This is a genomic window from Roseovarius dicentrarchi (assembly GCF_003316635.1).
Lineage (GTDB): Bacteria > Pseudomonadota > Alphaproteobacteria > Rhodobacterales > Rhodobacteraceae > Roseovarius > Roseovarius dicentrarchi.
In genome coordinates this window covers 24274-48095 of the sequence record NZ_QNQP01000013.1, presented here as the reverse complement: position 1 = coordinate 48095, position 23822 = coordinate 24274, and the positions used below count along the sequence as shown (strand labels likewise).

The 23822-nt window shown below is 64.0% G+C and carries 24 protein-coding genes; 12 read left to right on the top strand and 12 right to left on the bottom strand.

What is annotated here, in order from left to right; all coding sequences use genetic code 11:
- Nucleotides 1-46 precede the first annotated feature (46 nt).
- From DQ230_RS10775 to DQ230_RS10755, 5 genes are all read right to left on the bottom strand, one after another.
- A complete protein-coding gene (locus tag DQ230_RS10775; protein ID WP_113912601.1) occupies nucleotides 47-1288 on the bottom strand; it encodes an NADH-quinone oxidoreductase subunit D in 1242 nt (413 codons plus the stop codon).
- Nucleotides 1288-1905 carry an NADH-quinone oxidoreductase subunit C gene (locus DQ230_RS10770; protein WP_113912600.1) on the bottom strand — a complete coding sequence of 206 codons (618 nt, stop codon included), beginning with the start codon at nucleotides 1903-1905 and terminating at the stop codon, nucleotides 1288-1290. Before DQ230_RS10770 ends, DQ230_RS10775 begins: the two co-directional genes overlap by 1 nt.
- A gap of 33 nt (nucleotides 1906-1938) precedes the next feature.
- Nucleotides 1939-2472 carry a NuoB/complex I 20 kDa subunit family protein gene (locus DQ230_RS10765; RefSeq protein ID WP_113912599.1) on the bottom strand — a complete coding sequence of 178 codons (534 nt, stop codon included), beginning with the start codon at nucleotides 2470-2472 and terminating at the stop codon, nucleotides 1939-1941.
- Nucleotides 2463-2828, bottom strand: coding sequence for an NADH-quinone oxidoreductase subunit A (locus DQ230_RS10760; protein WP_113912598.1), 366 nt, complete (start codon nucleotides 2826-2828; stop codon nucleotides 2463-2465). Before DQ230_RS10760 ends, DQ230_RS10765 begins: the two co-directional genes overlap by 10 nt.
- 147 nt (nucleotides 2829-2975) lie before the next feature.
- Nucleotides 2976-3641: a glutathione S-transferase family protein gene (locus tag DQ230_RS10755; RefSeq protein WP_113912597.1), complete on the bottom strand. Its 666-nt coding sequence runs from the start codon at nucleotides 3639-3641 to the stop codon at nucleotides 2976-2978.
- A 301-nt stretch (nucleotides 3642-3942) separates the two neighbouring features.
- Here DQ230_RS10755 and DQ230_RS10750 point away from each other — a divergent pair, with 301 nt between their 5' ends.
- The gene (locus DQ230_RS10750; RefSeq protein WP_113912596.1) at nucleotides 3943-4554 is read left to right on the top strand and encodes an OmpW/AlkL family protein; all 612 of its coding nucleotides are present in this window, start codon (nucleotides 3943-3945) and stop codon (nucleotides 4552-4554) included.
- A gap of 65 nt (nucleotides 4555-4619) precedes the next feature.
- On the opposite strand, the gene DQ230_RS10745 is transcribed toward DQ230_RS10750, so the two are convergent.
- A complete protein-coding gene (locus tag DQ230_RS10745; RefSeq protein WP_113912595.1) occupies nucleotides 4620-4928 on the bottom strand; it encodes a hypothetical protein in 309 nt (102 codons plus the stop codon).
- A gap of 96 nt (nucleotides 4929-5024) precedes the next feature.
- Between DQ230_RS10745 and DQ230_RS10740 the strand changes: the two genes are divergently transcribed.
- Both DQ230_RS10740 and DQ230_RS10735 read left to right on the top strand, forming a co-directional pair.
- On the top strand, nucleotides 5025-5498 hold the full coding sequence (locus DQ230_RS10740) for a pyridoxamine 5'-phosphate oxidase family protein (protein ID WP_162497422.1): 474 nt from the start codon (nucleotides 5025-5027) through the stop codon (nucleotides 5496-5498).
- Nucleotides 5499-5518: 20 nt separating this feature from the next.
- On the top strand, nucleotides 5519-5971 hold the full coding sequence (locus DQ230_RS10735; protein ID WP_113912649.1) for a CreA family protein: 453 nt from the start codon (nucleotides 5519-5521) through the stop codon (nucleotides 5969-5971).
- Here the strand turns inward: DQ230_RS10735 and DQ230_RS10730 are convergent.
- Both DQ230_RS10730 and DQ230_RS10725 read right to left on the bottom strand, forming a co-directional pair.
- A complete protein-coding gene (locus DQ230_RS10730) occupies nucleotides 5961-7178 on the bottom strand; it encodes a DegT/DnrJ/EryC1/StrS family aminotransferase (RefSeq protein ID WP_113912593.1) in 1218 nt (405 codons plus the stop codon). The two genes, DQ230_RS10735 and DQ230_RS10730, sit on opposite strands and share 11 nt — an antisense overlap.
- Entirely contained in the window at nucleotides 7175-7840 is a 666-nt protein-coding gene (locus DQ230_RS10725) for an HAD-IA family hydrolase (protein ID WP_113912592.1), read from the bottom strand. The genes DQ230_RS10730 and DQ230_RS10725 overlap by 4 nt, the downstream gene beginning before the upstream one ends.
- Before the next feature lie 144 nt (nucleotides 7841-7984).
- Here DQ230_RS10725 and glmU point away from each other — a divergent pair, with 144 nt between their 5' ends.
- Complete coding sequence (gene glmU / locus DQ230_RS10720) at nucleotides 7985-9340, top strand: bifunctional UDP-N-acetylglucosamine diphosphorylase/glucosamine-1-phosphate N-acetyltransferase GlmU (protein WP_113912591.1); 1356 nt, start codon at nucleotides 7985-7987, stop codon at nucleotides 9338-9340.
- Nucleotides 9340-11163, top strand: coding sequence for a glutamine--fructose-6-phosphate transaminase (isomerizing) (glmS, locus tag DQ230_RS10715; protein ID WP_113912590.1), 1824 nt, complete (start codon nucleotides 9340-9342; stop codon nucleotides 11161-11163). The genes glmU and glmS overlap by 1 nt, the downstream gene beginning before the upstream one ends.
- A 43-nt stretch (nucleotides 11164-11206) precedes the next feature.
- On the opposite strand, the gene DQ230_RS10710 is transcribed toward glmS, so the two are convergent.
- Complete coding sequence (locus DQ230_RS10710) at nucleotides 11207-11692, bottom strand: hypothetical protein (RefSeq protein WP_113912589.1); 486 nt, start codon at nucleotides 11690-11692, stop codon at nucleotides 11207-11209.
- 132 nt (nucleotides 11693-11824) lie between these two features.
- Here DQ230_RS10710 and moaA point away from each other — a divergent pair, with 132 nt between their 5' ends.
- Genes moaA through DQ230_RS10695 form a run of 3 tightly spaced genes read left to right on the top strand, consistent with a single transcriptional unit; the run spans nucleotide 11825 to nucleotide 15203 of the window.
- On the top strand, nucleotides 11825-12832 hold the full coding sequence (gene moaA, locus DQ230_RS10705; protein ID WP_113912588.1) for a GTP 3',8-cyclase MoaA: 1008 nt from the start codon (nucleotides 11825-11827) through the stop codon (nucleotides 12830-12832).
- Between the two features lie 4 nt (nucleotides 12833-12836).
- Nucleotides 12837-14129 carry a 3-deoxy-D-manno-octulosonic acid transferase gene (locus DQ230_RS10700; RefSeq protein WP_203228050.1) on the top strand — a complete coding sequence of 431 codons (1293 nt, stop codon included), beginning with the start codon at nucleotides 12837-12839 and terminating at the stop codon, nucleotides 14127-14129.
- A 36-nt stretch (nucleotides 14130-14165) separates the two neighbouring features.
- Complete coding sequence (locus DQ230_RS10695; protein WP_113912587.1) at nucleotides 14166-15203, top strand: glycosyltransferase family 4 protein; 1038 nt, start codon at nucleotides 14166-14168, stop codon at nucleotides 15201-15203.
- Between the two features lie 39 nt (nucleotides 15204-15242).
- Here DQ230_RS10695 and DQ230_RS10690 read toward each other — a convergent pair whose 3' ends face one another.
- Nucleotides 15243-16403 (bottom strand): M20 aminoacylase family protein, encoded by a 1161-nt coding sequence (locus tag DQ230_RS10690; protein WP_113912586.1) that lies wholly within the window; start codon nucleotides 16401-16403, stop codon nucleotides 15243-15245.
- A 274-nt stretch (nucleotides 16404-16677) separates the two neighbouring features.
- Between DQ230_RS10690 and DQ230_RS10685 the strand changes: the two genes are divergently transcribed.
- From DQ230_RS10685 to DQ230_RS10670, 4 genes are all read left to right on the top strand, one after another.
- Nucleotides 16678-18390, top strand: a complete 1713-nt coding sequence (locus DQ230_RS10685; protein ID WP_338050512.1) for a peptide ABC transporter substrate-binding protein — start codon at nucleotides 16678-16680, stop codon at nucleotides 18388-18390.
- Nucleotides 18391-18469: 79 nt separating this feature from the next.
- Nucleotides 18470-19477, top strand: a complete 1008-nt coding sequence (locus tag DQ230_RS10680; RefSeq protein WP_113912584.1) for an ABC transporter permease — start codon at nucleotides 18470-18472, stop codon at nucleotides 19475-19477.
- Nucleotides 19470-20294, top strand: a complete 825-nt coding sequence (locus DQ230_RS10675; RefSeq protein WP_113912583.1) for an ABC transporter permease — start codon at nucleotides 19470-19472, stop codon at nucleotides 20292-20294. The genes DQ230_RS10680 and DQ230_RS10675 overlap by 8 nt, the downstream gene beginning before the upstream one ends.
- 155 nt (nucleotides 20295-20449) lie before the next feature.
- Nucleotides 20450-21049, top strand: coding sequence for a flavin reductase family protein (locus DQ230_RS10670; RefSeq protein WP_113912582.1), 600 nt, complete (start codon nucleotides 20450-20452; stop codon nucleotides 21047-21049).
- On the opposite strand, the gene DQ230_RS10665 is transcribed toward DQ230_RS10670, so the two are convergent.
- The gene (locus DQ230_RS10665) at nucleotides 21012-22475 is read right to left on the bottom strand and encodes a UdgX family uracil-DNA binding protein (protein ID WP_113912581.1); all 1464 of its coding nucleotides are present in this window, start codon (nucleotides 22473-22475) and stop codon (nucleotides 21012-21014) included. The genes DQ230_RS10670 and DQ230_RS10665 overlap by 38 nt on opposite strands.
- Nucleotides 22475-23707 (bottom strand): putative DNA modification/repair radical SAM protein, encoded by a 1233-nt coding sequence (locus tag DQ230_RS10660; protein WP_113912580.1) that lies wholly within the window; start codon nucleotides 23705-23707, stop codon nucleotides 22475-22477. Before DQ230_RS10660 ends, DQ230_RS10665 begins: the two co-directional genes overlap by 1 nt.
- Nucleotides 23708-23822 lie beyond the last annotated feature (115 nt).

Below are 23822 nucleotides of genomic sequence, written 5' to 3'. Positions count from 1 at the left end.
ATCAATATCGTGACCGGCGCGGGCGCGCAGGCAGCAAAAGGAATCGTCACCTGTCAATCTCCCCGAACACCACGTCCATCGTGCCGATGATCGCGGCGATATCGGCCAGCTGGTGCCCACCCGCGACGTAATCCATCGCCTGAAGGTGCAGATAGCCCGGCGCGCGCAGCTTGGCGCGATAAGGCGTATTGGTGCCGTCGCTGACCAGATAGACGCCGAATTCACCCTTCGGCGCTTCGACGGCGGCATAGATTTCGCCCGCCGGAACGTGGAAGCCTTCGGTGTATAGCTTGAAGTGGTGGATCAACGCCTCCATCGAGGTCTTCATGTCACTGCGCTTGGGCGGGGTAATCTTGCCACGGGCCAGAATGTCGCCCTGCCCCTCGGGCGCGCGCAGCTTTTCGATGGCTTGCAGCATGATATGCGCAGACTGGCGCATCTCCTCCATGCGGACCAGATAGCGATCATAGCAGTCGCCATTGGTTCCAACAGGCACCTTGAAGTCGAATTCGTCATAGCATTCATAGGGTTGCGCGCGGCGCAAATCCCAGGCCATGCCGCTGCCACGCACCATGACACCCGAAAAGCCCCAATCCAGCGCGTCCTGTTCGCTGACCTTGCCGATATCGACGTTGCGCTGCTTGAAAATGCGGTTTTCCGTCAACAGCCCGTCCAGATCATCCAGGAAAGACGGGAATGTCTTGGCCCAAGCCTCGATATCGTCCAGCAGATCGTTCGGCAGGTCCTGATGCACGCCGCCGGGCCGGAAATAGGCCGCGTGAAGGCGCGCGCCGCAGGCCCGCTCGTAGAAGATCATCAGCTTTTCGCGTTCCTCAAAGCCCCAGACAGGCGGCGTCAGTGCGCCCACGTCCATCGCCTGCGTCGTGACGTTCATCAGGTGGTTCAGGATGCGGCCAATCTCGCAATAAAGCACGCGGATCAGGCTGGCGCGGCGCGGCACTTCGATGCCCGTCAGACGCTCGATGGCGAGGCACCATGCATGTTCCTGATTCATCGGCGCGACGTAATCCAGCCGGTCGAAATAGGGCAGGTTTTGCAGATAAGTGCGGCTTTCCATCAGCTTTTCGGTGCCGCGATGCAGCAGGCCGATATGCGGATCGCACCGCTCGACAATCTCGCCGTCCAGTTCCAGAACCAACCGCAAAACACCGTGCGCCGCTGGGTGTTGCGGGCCGAAATTGATGTTGAAGTTACGGATCTGCTGTTCGCCCGTCTCGTAATCGCGGGTGCCGTCGTCATAGGTATTGTTGCGGATATCGCCGTCCATCACTTCGCCACCTCTTTTTTGTCCGTCTTCTCATCGCCGGGCAGGATGTATTCGGCCCCTTCCCATGGCGACATGAAATCGAACTGGCGGTATTCCTGAACCAGCGACACCGGCTCGTAGACCACGCGCTTTTGCGCCTCGTCATAGCGCACTTCTGTATAGCCGGTGGTCGGGAAGTCCTTGCGCAGCGGATGGCCGCGGAATCCGTAATCGGTCAGGATGCGGCGCAGGTCGGGGTGGCCGCTGAACAGCAGGCCGAACATGTCGAAAACCTCACGCTCGAACCAGCCGGCCGAGCGGTGGATGTCGGTAATCGACGGCACCATGTCATCGGCCCGCGCAGCTACGCGCAAGCGGATACGGTGATTTTGGTACATGCTGAGGAAATGGTAAACCACGTCAAAGCGCTTGGCCCGCTCCGGGTAATCCACGGCAGTGATGTCCACCAAGGTGGAGAACCGGCAGGTGCTGTCGGTTTTCAGAAACTCCACCAACCCCTTGATGCTGCTGAGCGCCACGTCAACGGTCAGCTCGTCATTGGCGATGGACCAGCCCAGCACGCAATCGCTGCGTTTCGTCTCGATATGGCTGCCCAGTTCCTTGAGCGCTTCGGTCATGTTCTTTCCCTTGCAATCAGCGATCCGCCCGGCTTAGCGGGTGATCGTTCCGGTGCGGCGGATTTTGCGTTGCAGTTGCAGAATACCATACAGCAACGCCTCGGCTGTCGGCGGGCAACCCGGCACGTAGATATCGACCGGCACGATCCGGTCGCAGCCACGCACCACGGAATAGCTGTAGTGGTAATAGCCGCCGCCATTGGCGCAGCTGCCCATCGAGATGACATAGCGCGGCTCGGGCATCTGGTCATAGACCTTGCGCAGGGCCGGAGCCATCTTGTTGGTCAGCGTACCGGCCACGATCATCACGTCGGACTGGCGCGGGCTGGCGCGCGGCGCGATGCCAAAACGTTCGGCGTCATAGCGCGGCATGGATGTGTGCATCATCTCGACCGCGCAACAGGCCAGGCCAAACGTCATCCAGTGCAGGCTGCCGGTGCGCGCCCAGTTGATGATGTCCGAGGAGGCGGTCAGCAGGAAACCCTTGTCCTGCAATGCGCGGTTCAGGTCCTGCGTTGCCACCTCGCGGTCGGCGCCCGCCTGGTTCAGTCCGGTCCCTACTCCCATTCCAGGGCTCCTTTTTTCCACTCATAGGCAAAGCCGATGGTCAGAACGCCCAGGAAAAACATCATTGACCAGAATGCTGTCATGCTCAGATCCTGGAACGCGACGGCCCACGGGAACAGCATGGCGATTTCAAGGTCGAATATGATGAACAGGATCGCCACCAGATAGAACCGGACGTCAAATTTCATTCGCGCGTCGTCAAACGCGTTGAAACCGCACTCGTATGCGCTGACCTTTTCGGGGTCGGGATCGCGGCCCTTCAGGATCAGGGACGCAAGGATCAGAACGACCCCAAGGCCGATTGCAATGGCCAGAAAGACCAGAATGGGAAGGTATTCCCTCAACATCTCATCCAAGAGCGGCTCCTTTTCTGCCCGGACGCGGCGCTCAGATGACAGGCGCGGGCGTCCAACCGGCAAAGTTGACTGCGCATGTATCTAGCCCCGCCCTTGGTTGGGGTCAACCTGCGCCGGGCGAAAACGAGGTCAGGGCAGCGGCCCCTTCTAAGCGGTGGGAACGGCGTAGAACGGGCGGTCAAACATGCGGCTGGCGTCGCCTGCGGGCAATGCATCCAGATAGCTCTGCCTTTCGGTGATCCGCTCGAACCACGCCGCCAGTTCGGGGTAGCCGTCCAGCGCGGCGAAATGGCGCGCCATGTAGACGGCCTGCCCCACGCAGATATCGGCGGCCGAATAGCCGCCCGTCAGCAGATAATCGCGATTCTCCACCGGGGTGCTGAGCCGCGCCTCGATCGCCTCGTAACACTGGATCAGATGCGCGACTTCGATCCGCATGACCGCGGCGCTGCGGTCTCCGGCATCCAGTACGAAATGCTGCTGCGTCAGCGCCGCGACATGCTGCGTCACGGTTTCGGCAAAATGGACCCAGACCAGCCACGCCATACGGTCCATCGCGCCGGGAAGCCGGCCCATGCCCCGCTCGGGAAACCGCTCGCACAGGTATTCCACCATGGCGCCGCTTTCGAACATGCGCTCGCCCTCGATCTCCAGCGCGGGCACGCGGCCTGCGGGCGACCGGGTCAGAAATTCCTCTGTTCCCAGCGATCCGTCAAACGGCATCTCCACCAATCGGTGCGGCACATCAAGCTCGTTCAGCAGCCACAGCACCCGCATCGAACGGCTTTGCGGCACATGATAGAGCGTGATCATCAATCCCTCCTGTTCAGATTCGGCATGCCTGCACCTGCGCCATAGCGAAAAAGCATCTTGGCGGCGCGCGCCTGCAATGGTGCATAACCCGCAAAACGTGCTGCGGTTTCCCCTGTTACCGCATATTGCATACCGGCGGGAGGTGCCGGGCGTCAGCCGACCGGCATTCTGCACCCTCCACCTGTTGCAATTACACCACATCGGACAAGTTCGGTTCACTCAGTGCCGCCATTTGATTCACGTCAAAGTGTGGCGCTGCATTGCGGCATACCTGACCGGTGAACCTGGAAGGAAGAGTGACATGACCATCTACACCAAAGCCCTCGCCGCTGCCGCCGCTGCTGCCGTTATCGGCGTCGCCGCCCCCGCAACTGCCCAGCAAAAGGGCGACATGACCCTCGGCATCGGTGTTCACAGCGTGAACCCGCAGGGCGGCACATCGACCACCAGCATCGGCGGCATTTCCGTCGGCACCAATGCCCGCCCGACCCTGACGTTTGAATATTTCGTTGCGGATCGCGTCGGTATCGAAGTGCTGGCCGCATGGCCGTTCGAGCATGATATCAAGCTGAACGGCGCCAAGGTCGGCTCGACCAAGCATCTGCCCCCGGTCATCTCGCTTCAGTATCACTTTGTGAACGAGTCGAAAATCACGCCCTTCATCGGCGTCGGTATCAACTACACAACGTTCTTCGATGACAAGCTGACAGGCGGTCCCAGCCTGAGCCTTGATGACAGCTGGGGCCTTGCCGCTCACGCTGGTGTGGATTTCAAGATGTCCGAATCCGGATCGCTGCGCTTTGACGTCCGCTACATCGACATTGCGACCGACGTTAAGGTTGCCGGCGGCAAAATCGGCAAGGTCGATATCGACCCGTTCGTCTTTGGCATGGCCTACGTCCACCGCTTCTGATTGCGAACAAGACAGCAATTTTCAGGGCTGCCCGGCATCGGGCGGCCCTTTTTCGTAACCACGGCTCATTGGGTGCGCGGTGCAATCTGCCCTACATGGCGCACGGCACCGAACCGGTCGATGAAATACTCGCGCCCGCCCTGCCCCGGCGGCGCGCAGGACACGACCAGCCACAGACCGTCCGAGACAGCCGGGCGCGCAGTGCAATCCACCGGTCGCGCCGCGCCGCCCATCTCTGCGACGTATCGCGCTGCGATCTGCACAATCACATCCGTTTCCGTCCCGCGCAGCGCCTTGCGGCCCAGCGACAGGCCAATGACCGCAGTTGCGGCGATCATCGCGATGACAGGAGCAAAGAACATCCAGCGCGGCATCACCCTGTCCTTTCGCGATCCGGCGCGAATCTCGGGAACCACCCGGCGCACCGTGTCGTTGATGCGATGAAACGCAATTCAGACATGAGGTTGAACATGACCGATACAGACATCAAAGGCACTTTCTGGGACCGCATTGAAAACGTCAATGTCGGGATGCTCTCGGCCGATGGAACCGATCCGCGCCCGATGGCGCATCACGCACGCCGCGACGATGGCGCACTGTGGTTCCTGACCGCCGATTCGACCGACATCGGCAGAGATGCCGCCGCCGGCAAAGCTGCCCGGTACCAGGTCGTAGGCGGCGACGCCAAGATTTACGCTGTCGTTGACGGCACCCTCAGCGTCGAGACGGACCGCGCAAAACTGGAAGAAATCTGGTCGCCGATGGACAACGCATGGTTCGAGGACGGCAAGGACGATCCCGATGTACGGCTGGTCCGCTTCACGCCCAAATCGGCCGAAGTCTGGGCGTCCGACGGCACCGCCAAGGCGCTGTATGACATGGCGACCTCAGCGATGAGCGACGACACCGCCAGCCCCGGCGCCCATGGCAAGATCACGTTCTGATGGGCCGCTTTGTCACCTACATGTCAGGGGCCGCCATTTTGGCGGCCTCTTTCGCGTGGCCCGTTGGCGCCGAGCAGGTGGGCGAAATCGGCGTTGACTGGGCCGGCAATGACATCGTGATCGAGGCGATTGCAGATCCGGACGTCACCGGCGTCACCTGCCATCTGGCCTATTTCAAACGCGGCCTGATTGACCGCCTGGCAAATGGAAACTGGTTCGAGGATCCGTCGAACAGTGCGCTTGAATGCCAGCAGACCGGCCCGATCAGGCTGGGGGACATTGACCGCTCCAAATCGGGTGAGGACGTGTTTCGCGCCAGCCGGTCGATCATTCTTAAAACGCTGCGTGTCAAACGCATCTTCGACCAATCCAACCAGACACTTGTCTATGTTGCGCATACCCGCGAACTGACCCAAGGATCGGCCAAGGTGTCCATCTCGACCGTGCCGCTGCGCGGCGCCCTTACGGAGTGACTGTCGGCAGCGCCTGCTGCCAGACGGCCCCCACCTCGGCCCGGATGATGCGCGCGATCAGCGCGCAGTCGTTCAGGCTGAAGGTCAGCGGCAGGCGCATATCGACAATGGCCCGCAATATCCGGTCGCTGGGCGGCAATGCCTCGCTTGGGGCGTAGTGCCAGCTGTCATATCGGCTGGTGTACCCTTCTGGCTCGGCGCCGCCGAACCATTTCAGTTGCACACCGCGCGCGGCGCAGCGATTCAGCACCTCCGACACTGCCCCATCCGGCCAGTCCTTGAGCAAGAACTGAATGGACGAGCCGACGAAGCTCTCCTCTTCGGGCCGCTCAATTACCGTCAGGCCGGGGGTGCCACGCAGCCCCGCCTCGACCGCCCGATACCGCGCTGTCCACGCCGCGCATTGCGCATCCAATCGCGCCAGCTGCGGGCGCAGAATGGCAGCGCGCAGGTTGTCCATGCGGCCCGAGACGTTGGGCATGTCGTATTTGGCCTGCGCGAATGCTGCATCGGGCGGCACTGTGCCATGCTTGCCAAACAGCATGTATGACCCTGACAAAAGGATGGCGCGCGCCATCACGTCATCGTCGTCGGTGATCAAAATCCCGCCTTCGCCGGCATTCAGATGCTTGTAGGTCTGCACCGAGTAGCAACCGATCAGCCCATCGCGCCCAGACAGGCGCCCGCGCCACGCGGCGCCCATGGTGTGGGCGCAATCCTCGATCACGGTCACGCCTGCGTCATCGCAAATCCGCATCAAGCGGTCCATATCGGCCAGATGCCCGCGCATATGGCTCAGCATCAGAACGCGCGCCTGATCGGCCTTGGCCTCCAGATCGTCCAGATCAATGGTCAGCGCCTCGGTCACGCCCACAAATACCGGCACCGCACCGACGCCCGCAATCGCCCCCGGCACCGGCGCCAGCGTAAAGGCGTTGGTCAGTACCCGGTCGCCCGGCCCCACGCCCACCGCGCGCAGCGCCGCGCCCATCGCATACCCGCCAGATGCCACTGCCAAGGCATATTTCGCGCCGGTATAGGCGGCAAAGTCACGCTCCAGCGCCGCGACTTCGCCAATCTCGCCCGCGGCGGTGTTGTAGCGATGCAGGCGTCCGCTGCGCATCACGGCGATGGCGGCGTCAATCGCGTCCTCCGGGATCGGCTCCTGCTGGGTGAAATTTCCGGTGAAAACCTCCGCGCCGGTCATATCAGCAGCCGCTGCGCCGCGTCCGGCAGATCGGCAAAATCGCTGAGCAGCACATCCGGCTCCAATCCGGCCATATCGGCGCCATTCGGGCCGAACGTGACCAGTACAGACGGCACACCGGCGGCGCGGGCGGTGGTGTGGTCCGTAATCGTATCACCCACCAGCAGGCAGCGGGCCGGATCGCCCCCGGCCCGGCGCGCCGCCTCGCGCAGCGGCTCGGGGTCGGGTTTGCGCACCGGCAGCGTGTCGGCGCCGATCAGCGCGCCAAACAGGTCCAGTGCGCCCATCCGCATCAGCAAAAGCCGCGCCAGATATTCCGGCTTGTTGGTGCAGATCGCCACCTTGAACCCCGCGGTTTTCAACGCCTCAACCGCATCCAGCGCACCGGGATAGAATACCGTATGGGTGTCGATCGCCTCTTCATACGCGTCCAGCAGGATCGGGTAAAACCGGTCAAGCACGGCCGCATCCGGCGCTTGGCCCATCCGCTCCAGCCCCAGCGCCAGCATCGCGCGGCCGCCGCACAGGGCGGTGCCCGCGTCGGTGCCCGCGTGCAGCATATCGCCCGCGCCCATCTGGCGGAAACACGCATTGGCGGCGGCGACCAGATCGCCGCTGGTATCGGCCAGCGTTCCATCAAGATCAAAAACGATACTGCGCATCTGCACCCTCCGGGGTTGCGGCCTGCGGCGACATTCCGCCCTGCCTTGTCACATATGGCAATCTTGTTTGATCGCCACCTCTCTTGCACATAGCTGGCCAGCAGATAAAACGGGCGACAGCCGGATACAAAGGAAATCTTGTCTATGACCCTCGCCCTGATCGTGCTTGCCGCCGGCAAAGGCACGCGCATGAATTCGGACCTGCCCAAGGTGCTGCACCCCGTTGCGGGCGCCCCGATGCTGGTCCATGCCCTGCGCGCCGCAACCACGCTGGAGCCTGATCGGATCTGCGTTGTCACCGGCCACGGCGCCGACGCGGTCGAGGCCGCGGCGCTGGAGCACGACCCCGAGATCCAAACCGCCCGCCAGACCGAGCAGCTGGGCACCGCACATGCGGTTGCCCAGGCCCGCACGGCGCTGGAGGGGCATGACGGCGACGCGATCGTGCTGTACGGCGACACCCCTTTCATTCGCCCCGAAACGCTGGAGCGTATGATCGCGGCCCGCAAGGAGTATGATCTGGTTGTGCTTGGCTTTGATGCCGCCGATCCGGGCCGCTACGGGCGTCTGGTCATGCAGGGCAATGCGCTGGACCGGATTGTGGAATTCAAGGATGCAACAGATAAAGAGCGCGCGATAACACTTTGTAACTCCGGCGTAATCGCAGCAGACAGCGACACCCTGTTCGATCTGATCAGCGCCGTCGGCAATGAAAACGCATCCGGCGATTATTATCTGACCGACATCATCGCAATCGCCCGCGCCAAGGGGCTGACCGCCACGGCCATCACCTGCGACGAGGCCGAGACACTGGGCGTCAATTCCCGCGCCGAACTGGCCGCCGCCGAAGCGCTGTTTCAGACCGCTATGCGCCAAGCCGCCTTCGAGGATGGTGTCGGCTTCTACGCGCCCGACAGCGTCTATTTCTCATTTGACACGGTTCTTGGCCGCGATGCGCTGATCGAACAGAATGTCGTTTTCGGCCCCGGCGTCACCGTCGAAAGCGGCGCGCATATCCGCGCGTTTTCCCACCTTGAGGGCTGCCATGTGGCGCGCGGCGCTGTCGTTGGCCCCTATGCGCGCCTGCGTCCCGGCGCCGAACTGGCCGAGGATGCCCGCGTCGGCAATTTCGTCGAGATCAAGAACGCCTTTCTGGACACTGGCGCCAAGGTCAACCACCTGACCTATATCGGCGACGCCGATCTGGGCGCGGGCTGCAACGTGGGCGCGGGCAGTGTCACCTGCAATTACGACGGTGTGCGCAAGCACCGCACCAGCATCGGTGCGGGGGCCTTTGTCGGCTCGGGCACCATGCTGGTCGCGCCCGTAACGGTGGGCGCCGAAGCGATGACAGGCTCCGGCTCGGTCATCACGCAGGACGTGCCCGATGGCGCGCTGGCGCTGGGGCGCGCTGTGCAGGTTGTCAAACCCGGCCTTGCCCGGCGGCTTATGGCCTTGTTCAAATCGTCCAAAGAAAACAACCAGAAAGAGGCCATCTGATGTGCGGAATTGTCGGAATACTGGGCAAGCACGAAGTCGCCCCAACGCTGGTCGAGGCGCTGAAGCGGCTGGAGTATCGCGGCTATGACAGCGCGGGTATCGCCACTGTCAACGATGGCGCATTGGAACGGCGCCGCGCCATCGGCAAGCTGGTCAATCTCAGCGATCTTCTGGTGCATCAGCCGCTGGCCGGCAAATCCGGCATCGGGCATACACGCTGGGCCACCCACGGCGCGCCGACGCTGACCAACACCCATCCGCATCAAACCCGCCGCGTCGCGGTTGTGCATAACGGTATCATCGAAAACTACCGCGAATTGCGCGCGGATCTGGCGCAGGCCGGCATCACCCACCAGACCGAAACGGACACCGAAACCGTCGCCCTGCTGGCGCAGCACTACATCGACCAGGGCGCCACGCCGGCAGACGCTGTGCGCCGCACCGTCGCCCGGCTGGAGGGTGCCTATGCGCTGGCTTTCCTATTCGAGGACGAGCCTGATCTGATGATCGCCGCCCGCAAGGGCAGCCCGCTGGCCATCGGTCACGGCGACGGCGAGGTCTATATCGGCTCGGACGCCATCGCGCTGGCGCCGATGACCAACCGCGTCACCTATCTGGAAGAGGGCGATTGCGCCGTCCTGACCCGCAGCACGATCACCATCACCGACCCTGCCGGCACCCCGGTTGTGCGCACACCGCGCACCATTCGCGTTGACGCCGCCCTAATCGACAAGGCCGGGCACAAGCACTTCATGTCCAAGGAGATCGCCCAGCAGCCAACCGTCATCGGCGAGACGATCGCCGCCTATGTGGCAGCCGATGCCAGCGACATCAACCTTCCCGGTGAAGGCATTGACTTTACAAAGATAAACCGCCTTACGATGGCATCCTGCGGCACTGCGTATTATGCCTGCCTGACGGCAAAATACTGGTTCGAGCAGTTGGCCGGCCTGCCTGTCGAGGTCGATTTTGCCTCCGAATTCCGCTATCGCACGCCCCCCATTAGCGACGGTACAGCCGCGCTCTTTGTCAGCCAGTCGGGCGAAACCGCAGACACGCTCGCCGCGCTGCGCTACTGCGCGGGCAAGGCGCAGTCGATCCTGTCGGTCACCAACGTCCCCGAAAGCTCGATCGCGCGCGAAAGCGATCTGACCCTGCCGATCTATGCGGGTGCGGAAATCGGCGTCGCATCGACCAAGGCGTTTACCTGCCAGCTGACTGTGCTGCTGCTTCTGGCGCTCAAGGCGGCCCATGCCAGAGGCCGGATCAGCAGCCAGACATTGCAGGAAAAGCTGACCGCAGTGCGCGGCCTGCCAGCGATCTTCAATCAGGCCATGAGCATTGAGGACCACGTGCGCAGCATATCCCAGCGCCTAGCAGAGTCGCGTGATGCACTGTTCCTGGGGCGCGGGCTGATGTTTCCGATCGCCTTGGAGGGTGCGCTTAAACTCAAGGAAATCAGCTATATACACGCCGAAGCTTATGCTTCGGGTGAGCTGAAGCACGGCCCCATTGCGCTGATTGATGAAAAAATGCCCGTGGTGGTGATGGCCCCGCGCGATGCGCTGTTCGACAAGACGGTATCGAACATGCAAGAGGTGATGGCCCGCGGCGGCAAGGTGATCCTGATAACCGATCAGTCCGGCGCCACCTCAGCGTCGGAAGGCGTGTGGCAGACAATCATCCTGCCCGATATTGATTTTGATCTGACACCCATCCTCTATGCGCTGCCGGTCCAGTTTCTGGCCTACCATACCGCTGTCACCAAAGGGACAGATGTCGATCAGCCGCGCAATTTGGCCAAATCCGTGACCGTTGAATGATCTGATAAATCAAAACGTTACGCAGCACCGTCAAAGCGATGCGTTAATCCAGGGAGAATACGCGCAACTCAGGCAGGCCCGTCAGCGGCGCGTCAATCACACGCAGCGCGGCAAGGGACATCCGGCTGCCTGCCCCCGCCTCGCCTGTGATCGGGATCAGATCGACCTTCACCGACTTGCCATTCGCAGGATACACCACCCGCCCCGGACCCGGCGCCGATACAAGCGGCGTTTTCAGCCAGAATCCCGGCTCGCCCGCCGCGCCCAGACTTGCGATCGTCAAGCCCAGATCCCTGCCGCCCGCTGCCGGGGCGGCGGCCGCTGCCTTGTCCGCGGCGGTCGTTGTGTCGAATTCGGTCACCGTGCGGGCCGTTTGCGGCGGCTTGATCGCGGCAACAGTGCTGGGCGCCGGTTCGGCCGCGGGGGCCTGCACATCCGGCGCGGCGTTCTGCCGCGGTGTCAGCCAGTCCGGCGCGTTTGCGCATCCTGCCACGATCAACAGCGGCGCGATAAGGGTAATATGCTTCATCCGCTCAGCCTATGACGACAATTCACCGCGCACAACACCGCTTGCACCAGCCTGTCGGCATCGGGGCGGCTGATGGCGTGAACGTGCCGAAACAGCTTGCCCCAAGGGGCGCGGCACCTTACCTTTGCGGGCATGACAGAGCCTCTTATAGATCCGTTTCACCGTGCCATCGATTATCTGCGCGTGTCGGTTACCGACCGCTGCGATTTTCGCTGTGTTTATTGCATGTCCGAGAACATGACATTCCTTCCCAAGAAGGAATTGCTGACGCTGGAGGAGCTGGACCGCATGTGCAGCGCCTTTGTCGGCCTTGGCGTGCAAAAACTGCGCATCACCGGTGGGGAGCCTTTGGTGCGGCGCGGGATCATGTCGTTTTTCCAGTCGATGACGCGCCATCTGGACAGCGGCGCGCTGCGCGAGCTGACGCTGACGACCAACGGATCGCAGTTGGAGAAATACGCGGATGACCTGTATGCGGCCGGTGTGCGGCGCATCAACGTGTCGATGGACACCGCCGACGAAGAAAAATTTGCGGCCATCACCCGCTGGGGCCGACTGCCCCAGGTCCTGCGCGGCATCGACGCGGCGCAGCGCGCGGGGCTTCGGATAAAAATCAACGCGGTCGCGCTGAAGGGCTTCAACGAGGACGAGCTGATTTCGATCACCGAATGGTGCGCCAGCCGCGACATGGATCTGACATGGATCGAAGTCATGCCGATGGGCGATATCGGGAACGAGGACCGTCTGGGCCAATATTGGCCCTTGAAGGATTTGCGCGCCCGCCTGGCGGAGCATTACACCGTCACCGATATCCCCGAACGCACCGGCGGCCCCGCCCGCTATGTCCGGCTGGAGGAGACGGGCCAGAAGATTGGATTCATCACGCCGCTGACACATAATTTCTGCGAAAGCTGCAACCGCGTGCGCCTGACCTGCACGGGCGAGCTGTACATGTGCCTCGGGCAGGAAGATATGGCCGATCTGCGCCCGCCGCTGCGCAACCACCCGCAAGATATCGCACCTTTGCAGGATGCGATCCGCGCTGCAATCGCGCGCAAACCCAAGGGCCACGATTTCGACTATTCGCGCCAGACGGTGGACGGCAAGATGCCCCGCCACATGAGCCACACAGGCGGCTAAGCGCGTGGCGCACCGGCCGGGCGGGTCCACGCTGCTGTTGCGGGCCTATGGTGCTGCTGCGCGCGTCGCAGCGCCACTGGCCTACCGGGGTGTGCGGCGCAAACTGGCGGCGCATGGCACCGATCCTGCGCGCATTCGTGAGCGTCTGGGGCGGGCCACGGTGCCGCGCCCGGATGGCCCGCTGATGTGGCTGCACGCGGCCAGCGTGGGCGAAAGCCTGTCCGTGCTGCGCCTGATTGCGCATATGGGCGCGTGCGATCCGAGGCTGAATTTCCTTCTGACCTCCGGCACGGCCACATCGGCGCAGATGCTGGCCACGCGCCTGCCGCCGCGCTGCATTCATCAGTTTGCACCGCTGGACAGCCCGGCCTATCTGCGCCGGTTTTTTACCCACTGGCATCCTGATGCGGCGGTGTTCGTCGAATCCGAGCTATGGCCCAATACGCTGCGGATGGCGGCGCGGCGCGGCATTCCGCTGGCACTGCTGAATGCGCGTATCTCCGACCGTTCGGCGCGCGGTTGGGGCCGGATGCCCAGGACGGCACGGGCATTGCTGGGACTTTTTGCCATGATCCATTGTCAGGACGCACGCACGGCGGCGCACCTGGCCGATTTGGGCGCGAGCAACGCCCGGCATGGCGCAAACCTCAAGGCGATGGCAGGGCCGCTGGCCTTTGACGCCGTGCAACTGGTGGAGCTGCAAAACCGGATCGGCGCGCGTCCGGTCTGGACCATGTCCTCCACCCATCCGGGCGAGGAGGAGGTGGCGCTGAATGCACATGCGGCGCTGCTGCGGACGCATCCCGACGCGCTGCTGATCCTTGCGCCGCGCCACCCCGACCGGGCGGAGGAGATCGCGAAGATGATTAAAACGGCAGGGTTTACGCAGTCCCGCCGCAGCGCAGGCACCCTGCCCGGTGCGCAGGATCAGGTATATCTGGCCGATACGCTGGGCGAGCTGGGACTGTGGTACGCGCTGGCGCCGGTTGCCTGCATTGCCGGGTCTTTCGTTCCGGTCGGCGGGCATAACCCCTATGAGGCTGCCCATGCCGGCACGGCGGTGCTGCACGGCCCGCTTTACGTCAATTTTGCGCAGGCCTATGCGCAGATGGATGCGGCAGGTGCGGCGCGGCAGGTTGCGGACGCGGACCAGCTGGCGGATACGCTCCGCACACTATTGGGCGCGGGCGACGATCTGAAGGCGATGCGGCAGGCGGCGCTAGGCTTTGCCAATGCGCAGGACGATCAGCTGGCCGAGCTGTCCACGACACTTTGCGCGGCGCTCAAGCTGGGGTAGACCCGGCCACAGATCCCCTTGCCGAAAGCAGCTGCCGTGACCGAGCTTATCGTGACCAATTTCAACCCGAATTTTACCGGCGTGTCGGCAACGGCGGCGGGGGTTCTGCGCGCGCAGGTGCCGCGCTATGATCTGGCGCTGGCCGGCCAGCCGCTGCCGGGTTGCCCCATACCGATCAGCAAGGATGAGGCGCGCCGTCGGTCGCGCCAGCCCTCGAATGGGCGGCCCTTTGTGATCTGGCATGTGCGGCGCAACACCGAAATGCGCGCCGCGCTGTGGGCGCGCGATGTGCTGCGCCTGCCTGTGCGGATCGTGTTCACCTCGGCGGCGCAGCGGCGACACTCGGCCTTGCCGCGCTGGCTGATCTCGCGCATGGATGCGGTGGTCGCCACGACCGAACGCGCGGCAGAATTCGTGCCGCACGTGCGGGCGGTGGTGCCCCACGGCGTCGATTGCGCATCCTTTGCGCCCGCGCCCGACCGGTCAGTGGCATGGGGCGGCACCGGATACCCCGGCGCGCGCGGCATCGCCACGATTGGCCGCATAAGGCCCGAGAAAGGCACCGACCGCTTTGTCGAGGCGATGCTGCGGCTTTTGCCGGACCAGCCGGACGTGACCGCGCTGGTGCTGGGGCGCGCAGGGCGCAGCGACGCCGCGTTCCTGCAAGGGCTTAAGGATCAGATCGCTGCCGCCGGCCTGTCAGGGCGCATCCTGTTTCCCGGCGAAATCGCGCCCGCCGCCCTGCCCGCATTGCTGCGCGGCCTGTCCGCCGTGGTTCAGATGCCGCGCTATGAGGGCTACGGCATGGCCCCGCTGGAAGGCATGGCCAGCGGCGTGCCGTTCTTTGCAACCGATGCAGGCTACTACCGGCAGTTCAGCCAGCGCGGCGCGACCGGCGTTATCATCAGGGATGCCGTGGAAGCGGCGGAGGCGCTCGCGGCGCTGCTGAGCGATCCGCATCGTCATGCGGCCATGGCCGATGCTGCGCGCGCCGCGGCCACTGCCCAGTTCAGCGTCGAGGCCGAAGCAGACGGCATCGGCGCCGTGTATGACGCCCTGTGGGCGGGCGCCTGAGAAAATTCGCGAATTTTCTCGGCCCGCGCGCCGCAGGCGTTACACCGGCATGCGCCGTTCGACCAGCTCCGCCCACCAACTGCACCCGCTGGGGATGATGGAATCGTCAAAATCATATTCGGCGTTATGCACCGGGGCCGTGTCGCCGTTGCCGAGCAGGATATAGGCGCCGGGCCGTTCCTCCAGCATATACGCGAAATCCTCGCCGCCCATGACCAGCGGCGCGTCGGCGCAATCGCCGCTGACCGCGCGGGCGGCATCTGCGGCAAATTCGGTCTGCTCGACATGATTGACCATGACCGGGTAATTGCGCTGATACTCCAGCTCCGCGCTGCCGCCCATCGCGGCGCCCAGATGGATGCACAGCGCGCGCAGCCGCGTTTCCGCCAGATCGCGCATGGCAGGCTTCAGCGTGCGAATCGTACCTTTGAGATGCACACTGCCCGGAATGACATTCATCGCCGTGCTGGAGGATTCGATCGACGTGACCGAGACCACCAGCTGTTCGGTCGGATCCGCGTTGCGGCTGGAAATTGTCTGGATGGCTGTGATCAGCTGCGCCGCCATGACGACCGGATCGACGCCCTCATGCGGTTTGGCCGCATGGCCGCCGCTGCCTTGAACGCTGATCTGAAACTCGTCCGTCGCGGCGAAAAACGGGCCGGGCCGGATTGCAAAACTGCCCACAGGCAGGCCGGGCCAGTTGTGCAGGCCGTACACCTCCTGAATGCCGAACCGCTGCATCAGACCGTCATCGCACATGACCTTGGCGCCGCCGCCACCCTCTTCGGCGGGCTGAAATATGACCACGGCCGTCCCGTCGAAATTACGCGTTTCGGCAATATATTGCGCCGCGCCCAGCAGCATGGCGGTATGCCCATCGTGGCCACAGGCATGCATCGCGCCCGGCACCGTGCTGGCATAGGGCGCGCCCGTCGCCTCAAGGATCGGCAGCGCGTCCATGTCCGCGCGCAGGGCGATCACCTTGCCCGAGCCGCAGCGCCGCCCCCGGATCACGCCGACAACACCGGTCCGGCCGATGCCTGTCACCACCTCGTCGCAGCCAAACGCGCGCAGCTTTTCCGCCACCAGCGCGCTGGTGCGGTGCGTGTCAAACATCAGTTCGGGATGGGCATGGATATCGCGGCGCCACGCGGTGATCGCGTCGTGTGTCTGGGCAAAGCGGTTTTTCGTTGGCATGGCACGGTCCTCCTTGGGCGGCATGATCGCAGAATGACCTTTAGGGCGATGCAGGTAAAGGGCGCCTTTGTGGTGCACTCCAGTCCACCCGCTCGCGCATGACGGGAGCCCGCTTAATTATGGTAAATTATTTGCGCATTTTAACATCTTTATTGAGAAATTGGCCGCGGCTGGTCTGGAATATCCTGATCGTTTTATGCCAACTTGCCGCAGGTGGTCCGATTTGAGGCTGCTGTCATTCCCATCGATCCCGCCCTGACACCGGAGGATGGCCATGTTTGCCAGATTGATCGCAGCGGCGATATCGCTGTGCATGCCTGTGCCACTTTTTGCGGCGGATGGGCATGCCGGGCGCGGATCGGACGGCCTGCTTCGGCTATATTACTGGCAGGCGCCCTCAACGCTGAACCCCTATCTGTCCGGCGGAATCAAGGATGTAGAGGCTGCCAGCCTGATCCTTGAGCCTCTGGCACGGCTGGATCCCGATGGCCGCATGGTGCCTTGGCTTGCGCGTGAAATTCCATCGCAGGACAATGGCGGCATCGCAGACGACATGCGCAGCATTACCTGGCGGCTGAAACCGGGGCTTGAATGGTCAGACGGCAGCGCCGTTACGTCGCAGGATGTCAAATTCACCGTAACCTATTGCATGGCCCCCGGCAGCGGCTGCGCCCAGCAGGCCAAGTTTCGCGACGTGGTGGCCGTGGACACCCCGGACCCGCTGACGGCGGTGCTGCGCTTTGCAGCGCCCAAGCCCTTCCCCTACGGCCCGTTCGTCGGCGCCCAGACGCCGGTTTTGCAAGCCGCACAATTCGCAGACTGCCTCGGCCCCGCCGCAGCCGCCTGCACCGAAGCCAATTTTGCGCCCATCGGCACCGGCCCCTTCCGCGCGGTGGCGTTCCGCCCCGGCGACGCCGCAAGGTTCGAGGCGAACCCGGCCTACCGCGTGCCGGATGCGCCCGCCTTTGCCACTGTCCTGCTCAAGGGCGGCGGCAGCGCCATCACCGCTGGCCGGGCGGTGCTGGAAACCGGCGAATTTGACTATGCGTGGAACCTGCAACTTGGCCCCGATGTGCTGAATGCCATGGCCGCCAAGGGGCGGGGGCGCGTCGTCACCGCATTTTCGACACTGGTGGAACGGATGGCCCTTAACCTGCGGGAGTCGGCCCCGCGCGGCTCATCCACGGCGGGGCCCAGCCCGATCCCGCACCCGGCCATGGCCGACATTGCCGTGCGGCGGGCGCTGTCAATGTCGCTGGACCGCAATCTGATGGTTCAGATCGGGTATGGCGAGGCCGGCCGCGTCAGCTGTAACATCGTCCCCGGACCGCCGGCCTACGCATCGCGCGCAAATGACGGCTGCGCGGCGCAGGACATCCCCGGCGCGCGGGAGGTTCTGACGAAGGCAGGCTGGACCGATGATAACGGCGACGGCGTGCGCGGGCGGAACGGGCGCGAGCTGCGATTTGTGTTTCAAACCTCGACAAACGCTGTGCGCCAGGATTTTCAACTTCTGGCCAAGGAATGGTGGCGCCAGATCGGCGTTGCGACAGAGCTGCACAGCATCGACTCATCGGTGTTTTTCAGCGCCGACGCGGGCAATCGCGACTCGCTTCAGCAGTTCAATGCCCATATCCAGATGTATGCCAGCGCCTCGGACGGCACCGACCCCGAGGCGTATCTGTCCGGCTGGTCCTGCGACAACATTCCGACAGCGCGAAACGGATGGCAGGGCCGCAATGTCGGCGGCTGGTGCGATCCGGCCTATGACGCGCTGCTGGACCGCCTGTCAGCCACCTCTGCACCCGAGGATCGCGCGGCGCTGGCGCGCACGCTGAATGACATGCTGGTGCAAAACTATGTGGTCGTGCCGCTGGTGGATCGTGGCCGCGTGTCCGCGCACGCAAACACACTGGAAGGCGTGCGGATGAACGCCTGGGACAGCGAGCTGTGGAACATCGCAGACTGGCGACGGGCGCCCCGCTAGGCCAGCGCCACTTGACGGCCCCCGCCCCGCACCAGACACTGCCCGGCCACCTGCCCCACACCTTGCCATAGGCCACCCCATGCGCGCATCAGCCCTTCGCCGCCTTGCCATGACGCTGCCGACGCTTCTGGTGATCTCGGCGCTGATCTTTGCGTTGCTGGAGCTTGCACCGGGCGATCCTATGGCCCAACTGCCCGACAGCATCCCCGCCGAGGTACGTGCGGATATGGCCGCCGCCCTTGGGCTGGATCAAAGCGGGCCGGTCCGCTACGCGCTCTGGCTGCGCCAGATGCTGGTGGTCGAGCCATCGGTTGCGCTGGACAGGCTGCTGGGCACCGATCTGGCCGAAGGGGCGCCGCGCATCCTCAGCTGGCAAACCCGCGCGCCGGTGATGTCGCTGATCGCGCAGCGCCTGCCGCAGACGCTGGCGGTGGTGGGCCTGGCATATCTCATCGGCACCTTGGCCGCCGTCGCGCTCGGGGTCTGGTCTGCCGCGCGGCAGGGGACCGCGCTGGACCGTGCCGGCACGGCGGTTGCGGCGATGGGCTATGGCCTGCCGCCCTATTTCACCGCCGCTGTGCTGATCTACGTCTTTGCAATCTGGCTGGGATGGGTGCCGACGGTGTACGACACCACGCACCGCGTCACCGGATGGGACAGCGCAGCCGTGCAACTCCGGCAGATAATCCTGCCCGTCGCCGTACTGTCCTTGCAGACCACGGCCCAGATCACCCGCTACACCCGCGCCGCGATGCTGGAGGCGCTGGGCCAGAATTATATCCGCACAGCCCGCGCCAAAGGGCTGACCCAGCGGCGCGTGCTTCTGCGCCATGCCCTGCGCAACTCATGGGTCGCAACGCTGACCGTGATCGCATTGGGCGCACCGCAGGTTTTCGCCGGCGCCATCATCACCGAGCAGATCTTTGGCGTGAACGGTATCGGTCAGCTGCTGATCCAATCGCTTCACGTCGGCGATTTGCCCGTCGTGCAGACCGTGACCATGCTGATTGCCGTGCTGATCGTGCTGGCCAATCTGGCCGCCGATCTGCTGATCGCACGCATTGACCCACGGCCCGATCATGGATAACGCGCGCCGTCACACTCTGGGCGTCATGCTTCTGGGCGGCACCATTGCGCTCGTGCTCCTCGGGCCGCTGATATGGCCCGTGCCGCACACCGCCATGGACCTCGGCGCGCGCAACGCGCCCGCCAGCCTTGCCCATCCACTCGGCACAGATCAGCTGGGCCGCGATCTGGCCGCGCGGCTGCTGGCCGGGGGGCGCATCTCGCTGGCTGTGGCGCTGGTGGCCGCGCTTGTCGGCACCGGGCTGGGGCTGGCCATCGGGCTGGCTGCGGGTATGTCCCGCGCACTTGATGCGCCCTTGATGCGGCTGACGGACATCTTCCTGTCGCTGCCGCTCCTGCCCCTGCTGCTGATCGCCGCAACCGTGCTTCGCGCGCCCCTTGCCGCAATCTTCGGCCCAGAGGCGGGCATATTCGCATTGATCACCCTGTCCATCGGCGCGACCAACTGGATGGCAACGGCCCGTATCCTGCGCGCCGAGGTGCGCGCCGTGATGAAGCGCGACTTTATCGCCGCCGCACGTCTGGCCGGGATCGGCCCGTCGCGCATCGCCTTCTTCCATATCCTGCCCAACATCTCGGCCCCGCTCGGCGTCTCGGCCGCGCAGGCTGCGGCCGCCGCCATTTTGATGGAAAGCGCGCTCAGCTTTCTGGGGCTGGGCTTTCCTCCCGATCTGCCCAGCTGGGGGCGCCTGATCTACGAGGGCACGCCGCATCTGGGCACCTATCCCGGCCGGGCGCTTTGGCCCGGCGCGTTGATCGCAGTCACCGCAACCGGTATCACTTGCCTCGGGGATCGGCTGGGCGGCCCCCCGCAATAACCGGCGCGCACCCATTTTTTTTCTTGGTCAAAATACCCAAGATCCCGCCGCCCGCCACACAGCCCGGCGATGCCTTGACCGCCCCACCGCTCGACACGGCCGCGCCGCCACCCTAGATGAACGCAAACCACAGCCCCTGACCAAAGGAAGTCCCCATGCATTACGGCGACACGCGGCCCGAGACGCTGAAATACAACCCGTTCAAGGCGATCGTCACACCGCGCCCCATCGGCTGGATCGGAACGCTCGATCCCGGCGGGCAGGCCAACCTGGCGCCCTACTCCTTTTTCAACGGCATCGGATCAGACCCCGAGATGGTCATGTTCTCCAGCGAAGGGGCCAAGCATTCGGCCACCTACGCGCGCGAACGCGGCGAGTTCACATTTTCCCTGGCGACCGAGTCGCTTGCGCCGCAGATGAACATCACATCCGCCCCCGAACCCTCTGGCGTGAACGAATTCGAGCTGGCCGATCTTGAGCAAGGCGCGCCCGCCGTGATCCGGACGCCGTTTGTCGCCGCCAGCCCTGCCGCGCTGGAATGCGTGACGCTTGACGTGCGCCAGCTCAGCGACCGGCACGGCACCTTGCTGGACCGGTTTTTGGTCATCGGCGAAGTCGTTCAGACCCATATCCGCGACGAGTACATCACAGACGGCCGCTTTGACACAGTGGCGGCGCGGCCCATCGCGCGGATGGGATATGCCGATTACGCCACCGTCACCGAGGCGTGGCAGATGGGCCGCCCCGCGCGTTAGTGGATATCTGCACCGTCAGCGCCAGATCGGCGCGTAAATCCGCTGTCGCGCGCGCCTTTGCCGCCGCATCGGGCAGGCGCAGCAAATATGACGGGTGCAATGTGATCAGCACGTCGATGCCCGCGCTGCCGCGCTCCACACTGCCGCGCCGGGCCGTGATGCGGGCGCCCGACCCGGTCAACGACAGGGCCGCCGTGGCGCCCATGGCAACGATCAGCCGCGGTTTGGACCGGGCAATTTCGGCGTCCAGCCACCATTTGCACTGCTGGACCTCGCCCGCATCCGGGCGCTGGTGGATGCGTTTGCGACCGCGCGGGATGTGCTTGAAATGCTTGACCGCGTTGGTCACATAGGCGGCGCCGCGGTCCAGCCCGGCCTCTGCCGCCAGCGTGTCAAACAGCTGTCCGGCAGGCCCGACAAAGGGGCGACCGACCAGATCCTCCCGGTCGCCGGGCTGCTCGCCCACGATCATCAGCGCCGCATCCGCCGGCCCCTCGCCGCACACCGCTTGCGTGGCATTGCAATGCAGCGCGCAGCGGGTGCAGGCGCGAATATCCGCCTCCAGCCCGCCGCCCGTATCCGTCCATGCCGACACGTGCCGCGCCAGCCCGGCCTGCGCCGCCGCCGCGCGCAAGGGTGGCAGGGTCGGCGCCGCTGCCGCCATCGCCCTCGCGCGCGCTGGCGCATCTGCGATCAGGCCGGGAATCGCCGCCGCCTCCCGCAGGTTCTTCCAGTATTTTCGCGGCATTTCGGACGTCATCGCATTCACTTTCAACCGCGCAGGATTGAAAATATTGCGAAAATAGGTCAGCCATAGCTCCTCGCTGGCGTCCTCTGGCAGGTGCGGTGCCGCCTGCCCCGCCTCCAGCCTGACCTTGCCCTTCTCAAAAATCGCGGTCACATCCGGCGTCACGATCCGCCAATCCATATCCGCAAAGCGGTCCCGGAAAAACGGTGTGTTCATCTCCAGCGTATAATGCGTCGGCTCGAACCACGCGGCAAAGCTGCGACGCGGCGCTGCCGGATCGCCGATCTCGCGGAACCGGACAAACGCGCGCATCTTGTGACGGCAGCGATGCACCGCCTTTTCCATCTGCCGCAACTTGGCCAGTTCAGGATCGGCGCGGTCCGACATAAGGTGCGGCGCATCCCGCAGCCGCCACAAAAACGCATAAAGCCGCGCAAACCGCTGCGGATCCGAGTGAAACACGGCCGAATTGGCCAACTCCACAAAGCCGCGCGGCACCGTCACCGGCGCTGTGCCCACAAGCGGCGGCGTGTCTGCCGCGAACAAATCCGGCGCGCCACCCTGCCCTTGGGCATTCCATAACACATCGCAGGGCGCCACGTTGGCCGCCAGCAATCCGCGCGCCGCATCGCGCCACGCGCCCGCCGCCCCGATCATCGGCACCGTGACATGCTGCATCAGAACAGGGTCATCTGTTCAGGCGGCGGCGCAAACCGCGCGCGCAAATGGGCGCTGTCCGTCAGACTGCCGGGCGTCCAGCCGCCTGCGGTCACGAACGCGCCCGCTTTTTTCATGGACGCGCCCATGCGCGTGATATCCTCATACCTCAAATGGCGGTGTCGGCGCGTGGTCAGAATGCGGTTCACCGTTTTCACGCCAAAGCCCGGAACACGCAGCAGCAACTCGCGACTGGCGCGGTTCACATCCAGCGGAAACAGACCGCGATGTTGTAGCGCCCAGGCCAGCTTCGGGTCGATATCCAGCGCCAGATTGCCATCGGGCGTCACCGACGTAATCTCATCCACGTCAAAGCCATAGAACCGCAGCAGCCAATCGGCCTGATACAGCCGATGTTCGCGCTGCAAAGGCGGGCTGATGAGCGGCAATTTCGCCGACGCATCGGGAATGGGCGAGAACGCCGAATAATATACCCGGCGCAAGCCGTAGCTTGAATAGAGCCGCGTCGATTGGGTCAGAACGGCGGTGTCGGTGGACGCATCCGCGCCAATAATCACTTGCGTCGATTGCCCGGCAGGGGCAAATTTCGGCGGCCTTTTGCCTGAATGGCTGCGGTCCTTGGCCACCTCGCGCCGTTCGCGCACATCGGCCATGGCGCGGCGGATCTGGCCGGGGTTCTTTTCCGGCGCGAAAGTGCTGAGCGCGGCATCGGTGGGCAGTTCCACATTGATCGACAACCGGTCCGACAGCAGCCCCGCCTCGGCAATCAGTTCCGGCGCGGCGTCGGGGATGGTTTTCAGGTGGATATAACCTTTGAAATGCTCCTCGTGGCGCAGTTTTCGGGCGATCTGAACCATGTCCGACATCGTGGCATCCGGCGACCGGATAACGCCGGAGGATAGGAACAAGCCCTCGATATAATTGCGACGGTAGAACTCGATCGTCAGCTTCACCACCTCATCCACCGAAAACCGCGCGCGCGGCACGTTCGACGACACGCGATTGATGCAATAGCTGCAATCGTAGATGCAGAAATTCGTCATCAGGATCTTCAGCAGACTGATGCACCGGCCATCGGGCGCGTAGCTGTGGCAAATCCCGCTTCCGGTGTTGGAGCCAAGCCCGCCGCCCCGCGCATTCCGTTTCGTACCGCCCGATGACGCGCAGGACGCATCATATTTGGCCGCATCGCTGAGAATCGCCAGCTTCTGGTCGAGTGTTTGCTTCGTCATGCGTTCACTATATGTTCGCATTTAGCGCGTAGCAATAGGGTCATGCAACGGAATACAGCCATCCCGGAACACAAAAGAGCGAGCCGACCGGCCCGCTCTCTCGCTGTCATTTCGC

Bases quoted from the DNA above. Each gene is read 5' to 3' on its own strand.
- DQ230_RS10755 (WP_113912597.1), bottom strand. From the start codon at position 3,641: ATGATCACGCTCTATCATGTGCCGCAAAGCCGTTCGATGCGGGTGCTG.
- glmS (WP_113912590.1), top strand. From the start codon at position 9,340: ATGTGCGGAATTGTCGGAATACTGGGCAAGCACGAAGTCGCCCCAACG.
- DQ230_RS10735 (WP_113912649.1), top strand. From the start codon at position 5,519: ATGTCAGGGGCCGCCATTTTGGCGGCCTCTTTCGCGTGGCCCGTTGGC.
- moaA (WP_113912588.1), top strand. From the start codon at position 11,825: ATGACAGAGCCTCTTATAGATCCGTTTCACCGTGCCATCGATTATCTG.
- DQ230_RS10740 (WP_162497422.1), top strand. From the start codon at position 5,025: ATGACCGATACAGACATCAAAGGCACTTTCTGGGACCGCATTGAAAAC.
- glmU (WP_113912591.1), top strand. From the start codon at position 7,985: ATGACCCTCGCCCTGATCGTGCTTGCCGCCGGCAAAGGCACGCGCATG.
- DQ230_RS10670 (WP_113912582.1), top strand. From the start codon at position 20,450: ATGCATTACGGCGACACGCGGCCCGAGACGCTGAAATACAACCCGTTC.
- DQ230_RS10745 (WP_113912595.1), bottom strand. From the start codon at position 4,928: ATGCCGCGCTGGATGTTCTTTGCTCCTGTCATCGCGATGATCGCCGCA.
- DQ230_RS10690 (WP_113912586.1), bottom strand. From the start codon at position 16,403: ATGCCAACGAAAAACCGCTTTGCCCAGACACACGACGCGATCACCGCG.
- DQ230_RS10765 (WP_113912599.1), bottom strand. From the start codon at position 2,472: ATGGGAGTAGGGACCGGACTGAACCAGGCGGGCGCCGACCGCGAGGTG.
- DQ230_RS10665 (WP_113912581.1), bottom strand. From the start codon at position 22,475: ATGCAGCATGTCACGGTGCCGATGATCGGGGCGGCGGGCGCGTGGCGC.
- DQ230_RS10750 (WP_113912596.1), top strand. From the start codon at position 3,943: ATGACCATCTACACCAAAGCCCTCGCCGCTGCCGCCGCTGCTGCCGTT.
- DQ230_RS10725 (WP_113912592.1), bottom strand. From the start codon at position 7,840: ATGCGCAGTATCGTTTTTGATCTTGATGGAACGCTGGCCGATACCAGC.
- DQ230_RS10710 (WP_113912589.1), bottom strand. From the start codon at position 11,692: ATGAAGCATATTACCCTTATCGCGCCGCTGTTGATCGTGGCAGGATGC.
- DQ230_RS10680 (WP_113912584.1), top strand. From the start codon at position 18,470: ATGCGCGCATCAGCCCTTCGCCGCCTTGCCATGACGCTGCCGACGCTT.
- DQ230_RS10675 (WP_113912583.1), top strand. From the start codon at position 19,470: ATGGATAACGCGCGCCGTCACACTCTGGGCGTCATGCTTCTGGGCGGC.
- DQ230_RS10685 (WP_338050512.1), top strand. From the start codon at position 16,678: ATGTTTGCCAGATTGATCGCAGCGGCGATATCGCTGTGCATGCCTGTG.
- DQ230_RS10770 (WP_113912600.1), bottom strand. From the start codon at position 1,905: ATGACCGAAGCGCTCAAGGAACTGGGCAGCCATATCGAGACGAAACGC.
- DQ230_RS10730 (WP_113912593.1), bottom strand. From the start codon at position 7,178: ATGACCGGCGCGGAGGTTTTCACCGGAAATTTCACCCAGCAGGAGCCG.
- DQ230_RS10660 (WP_113912580.1), bottom strand. From the start codon at position 23,707: ATGACGAAGCAAACACTCGACCAGAAGCTGGCGATTCTCAGCGATGCG.
- DQ230_RS10775 (WP_113912601.1), bottom strand. From the start codon at position 1,288: ATGGACGGCGATATCCGCAACAATACCTATGACGACGGCACCCGCGAT.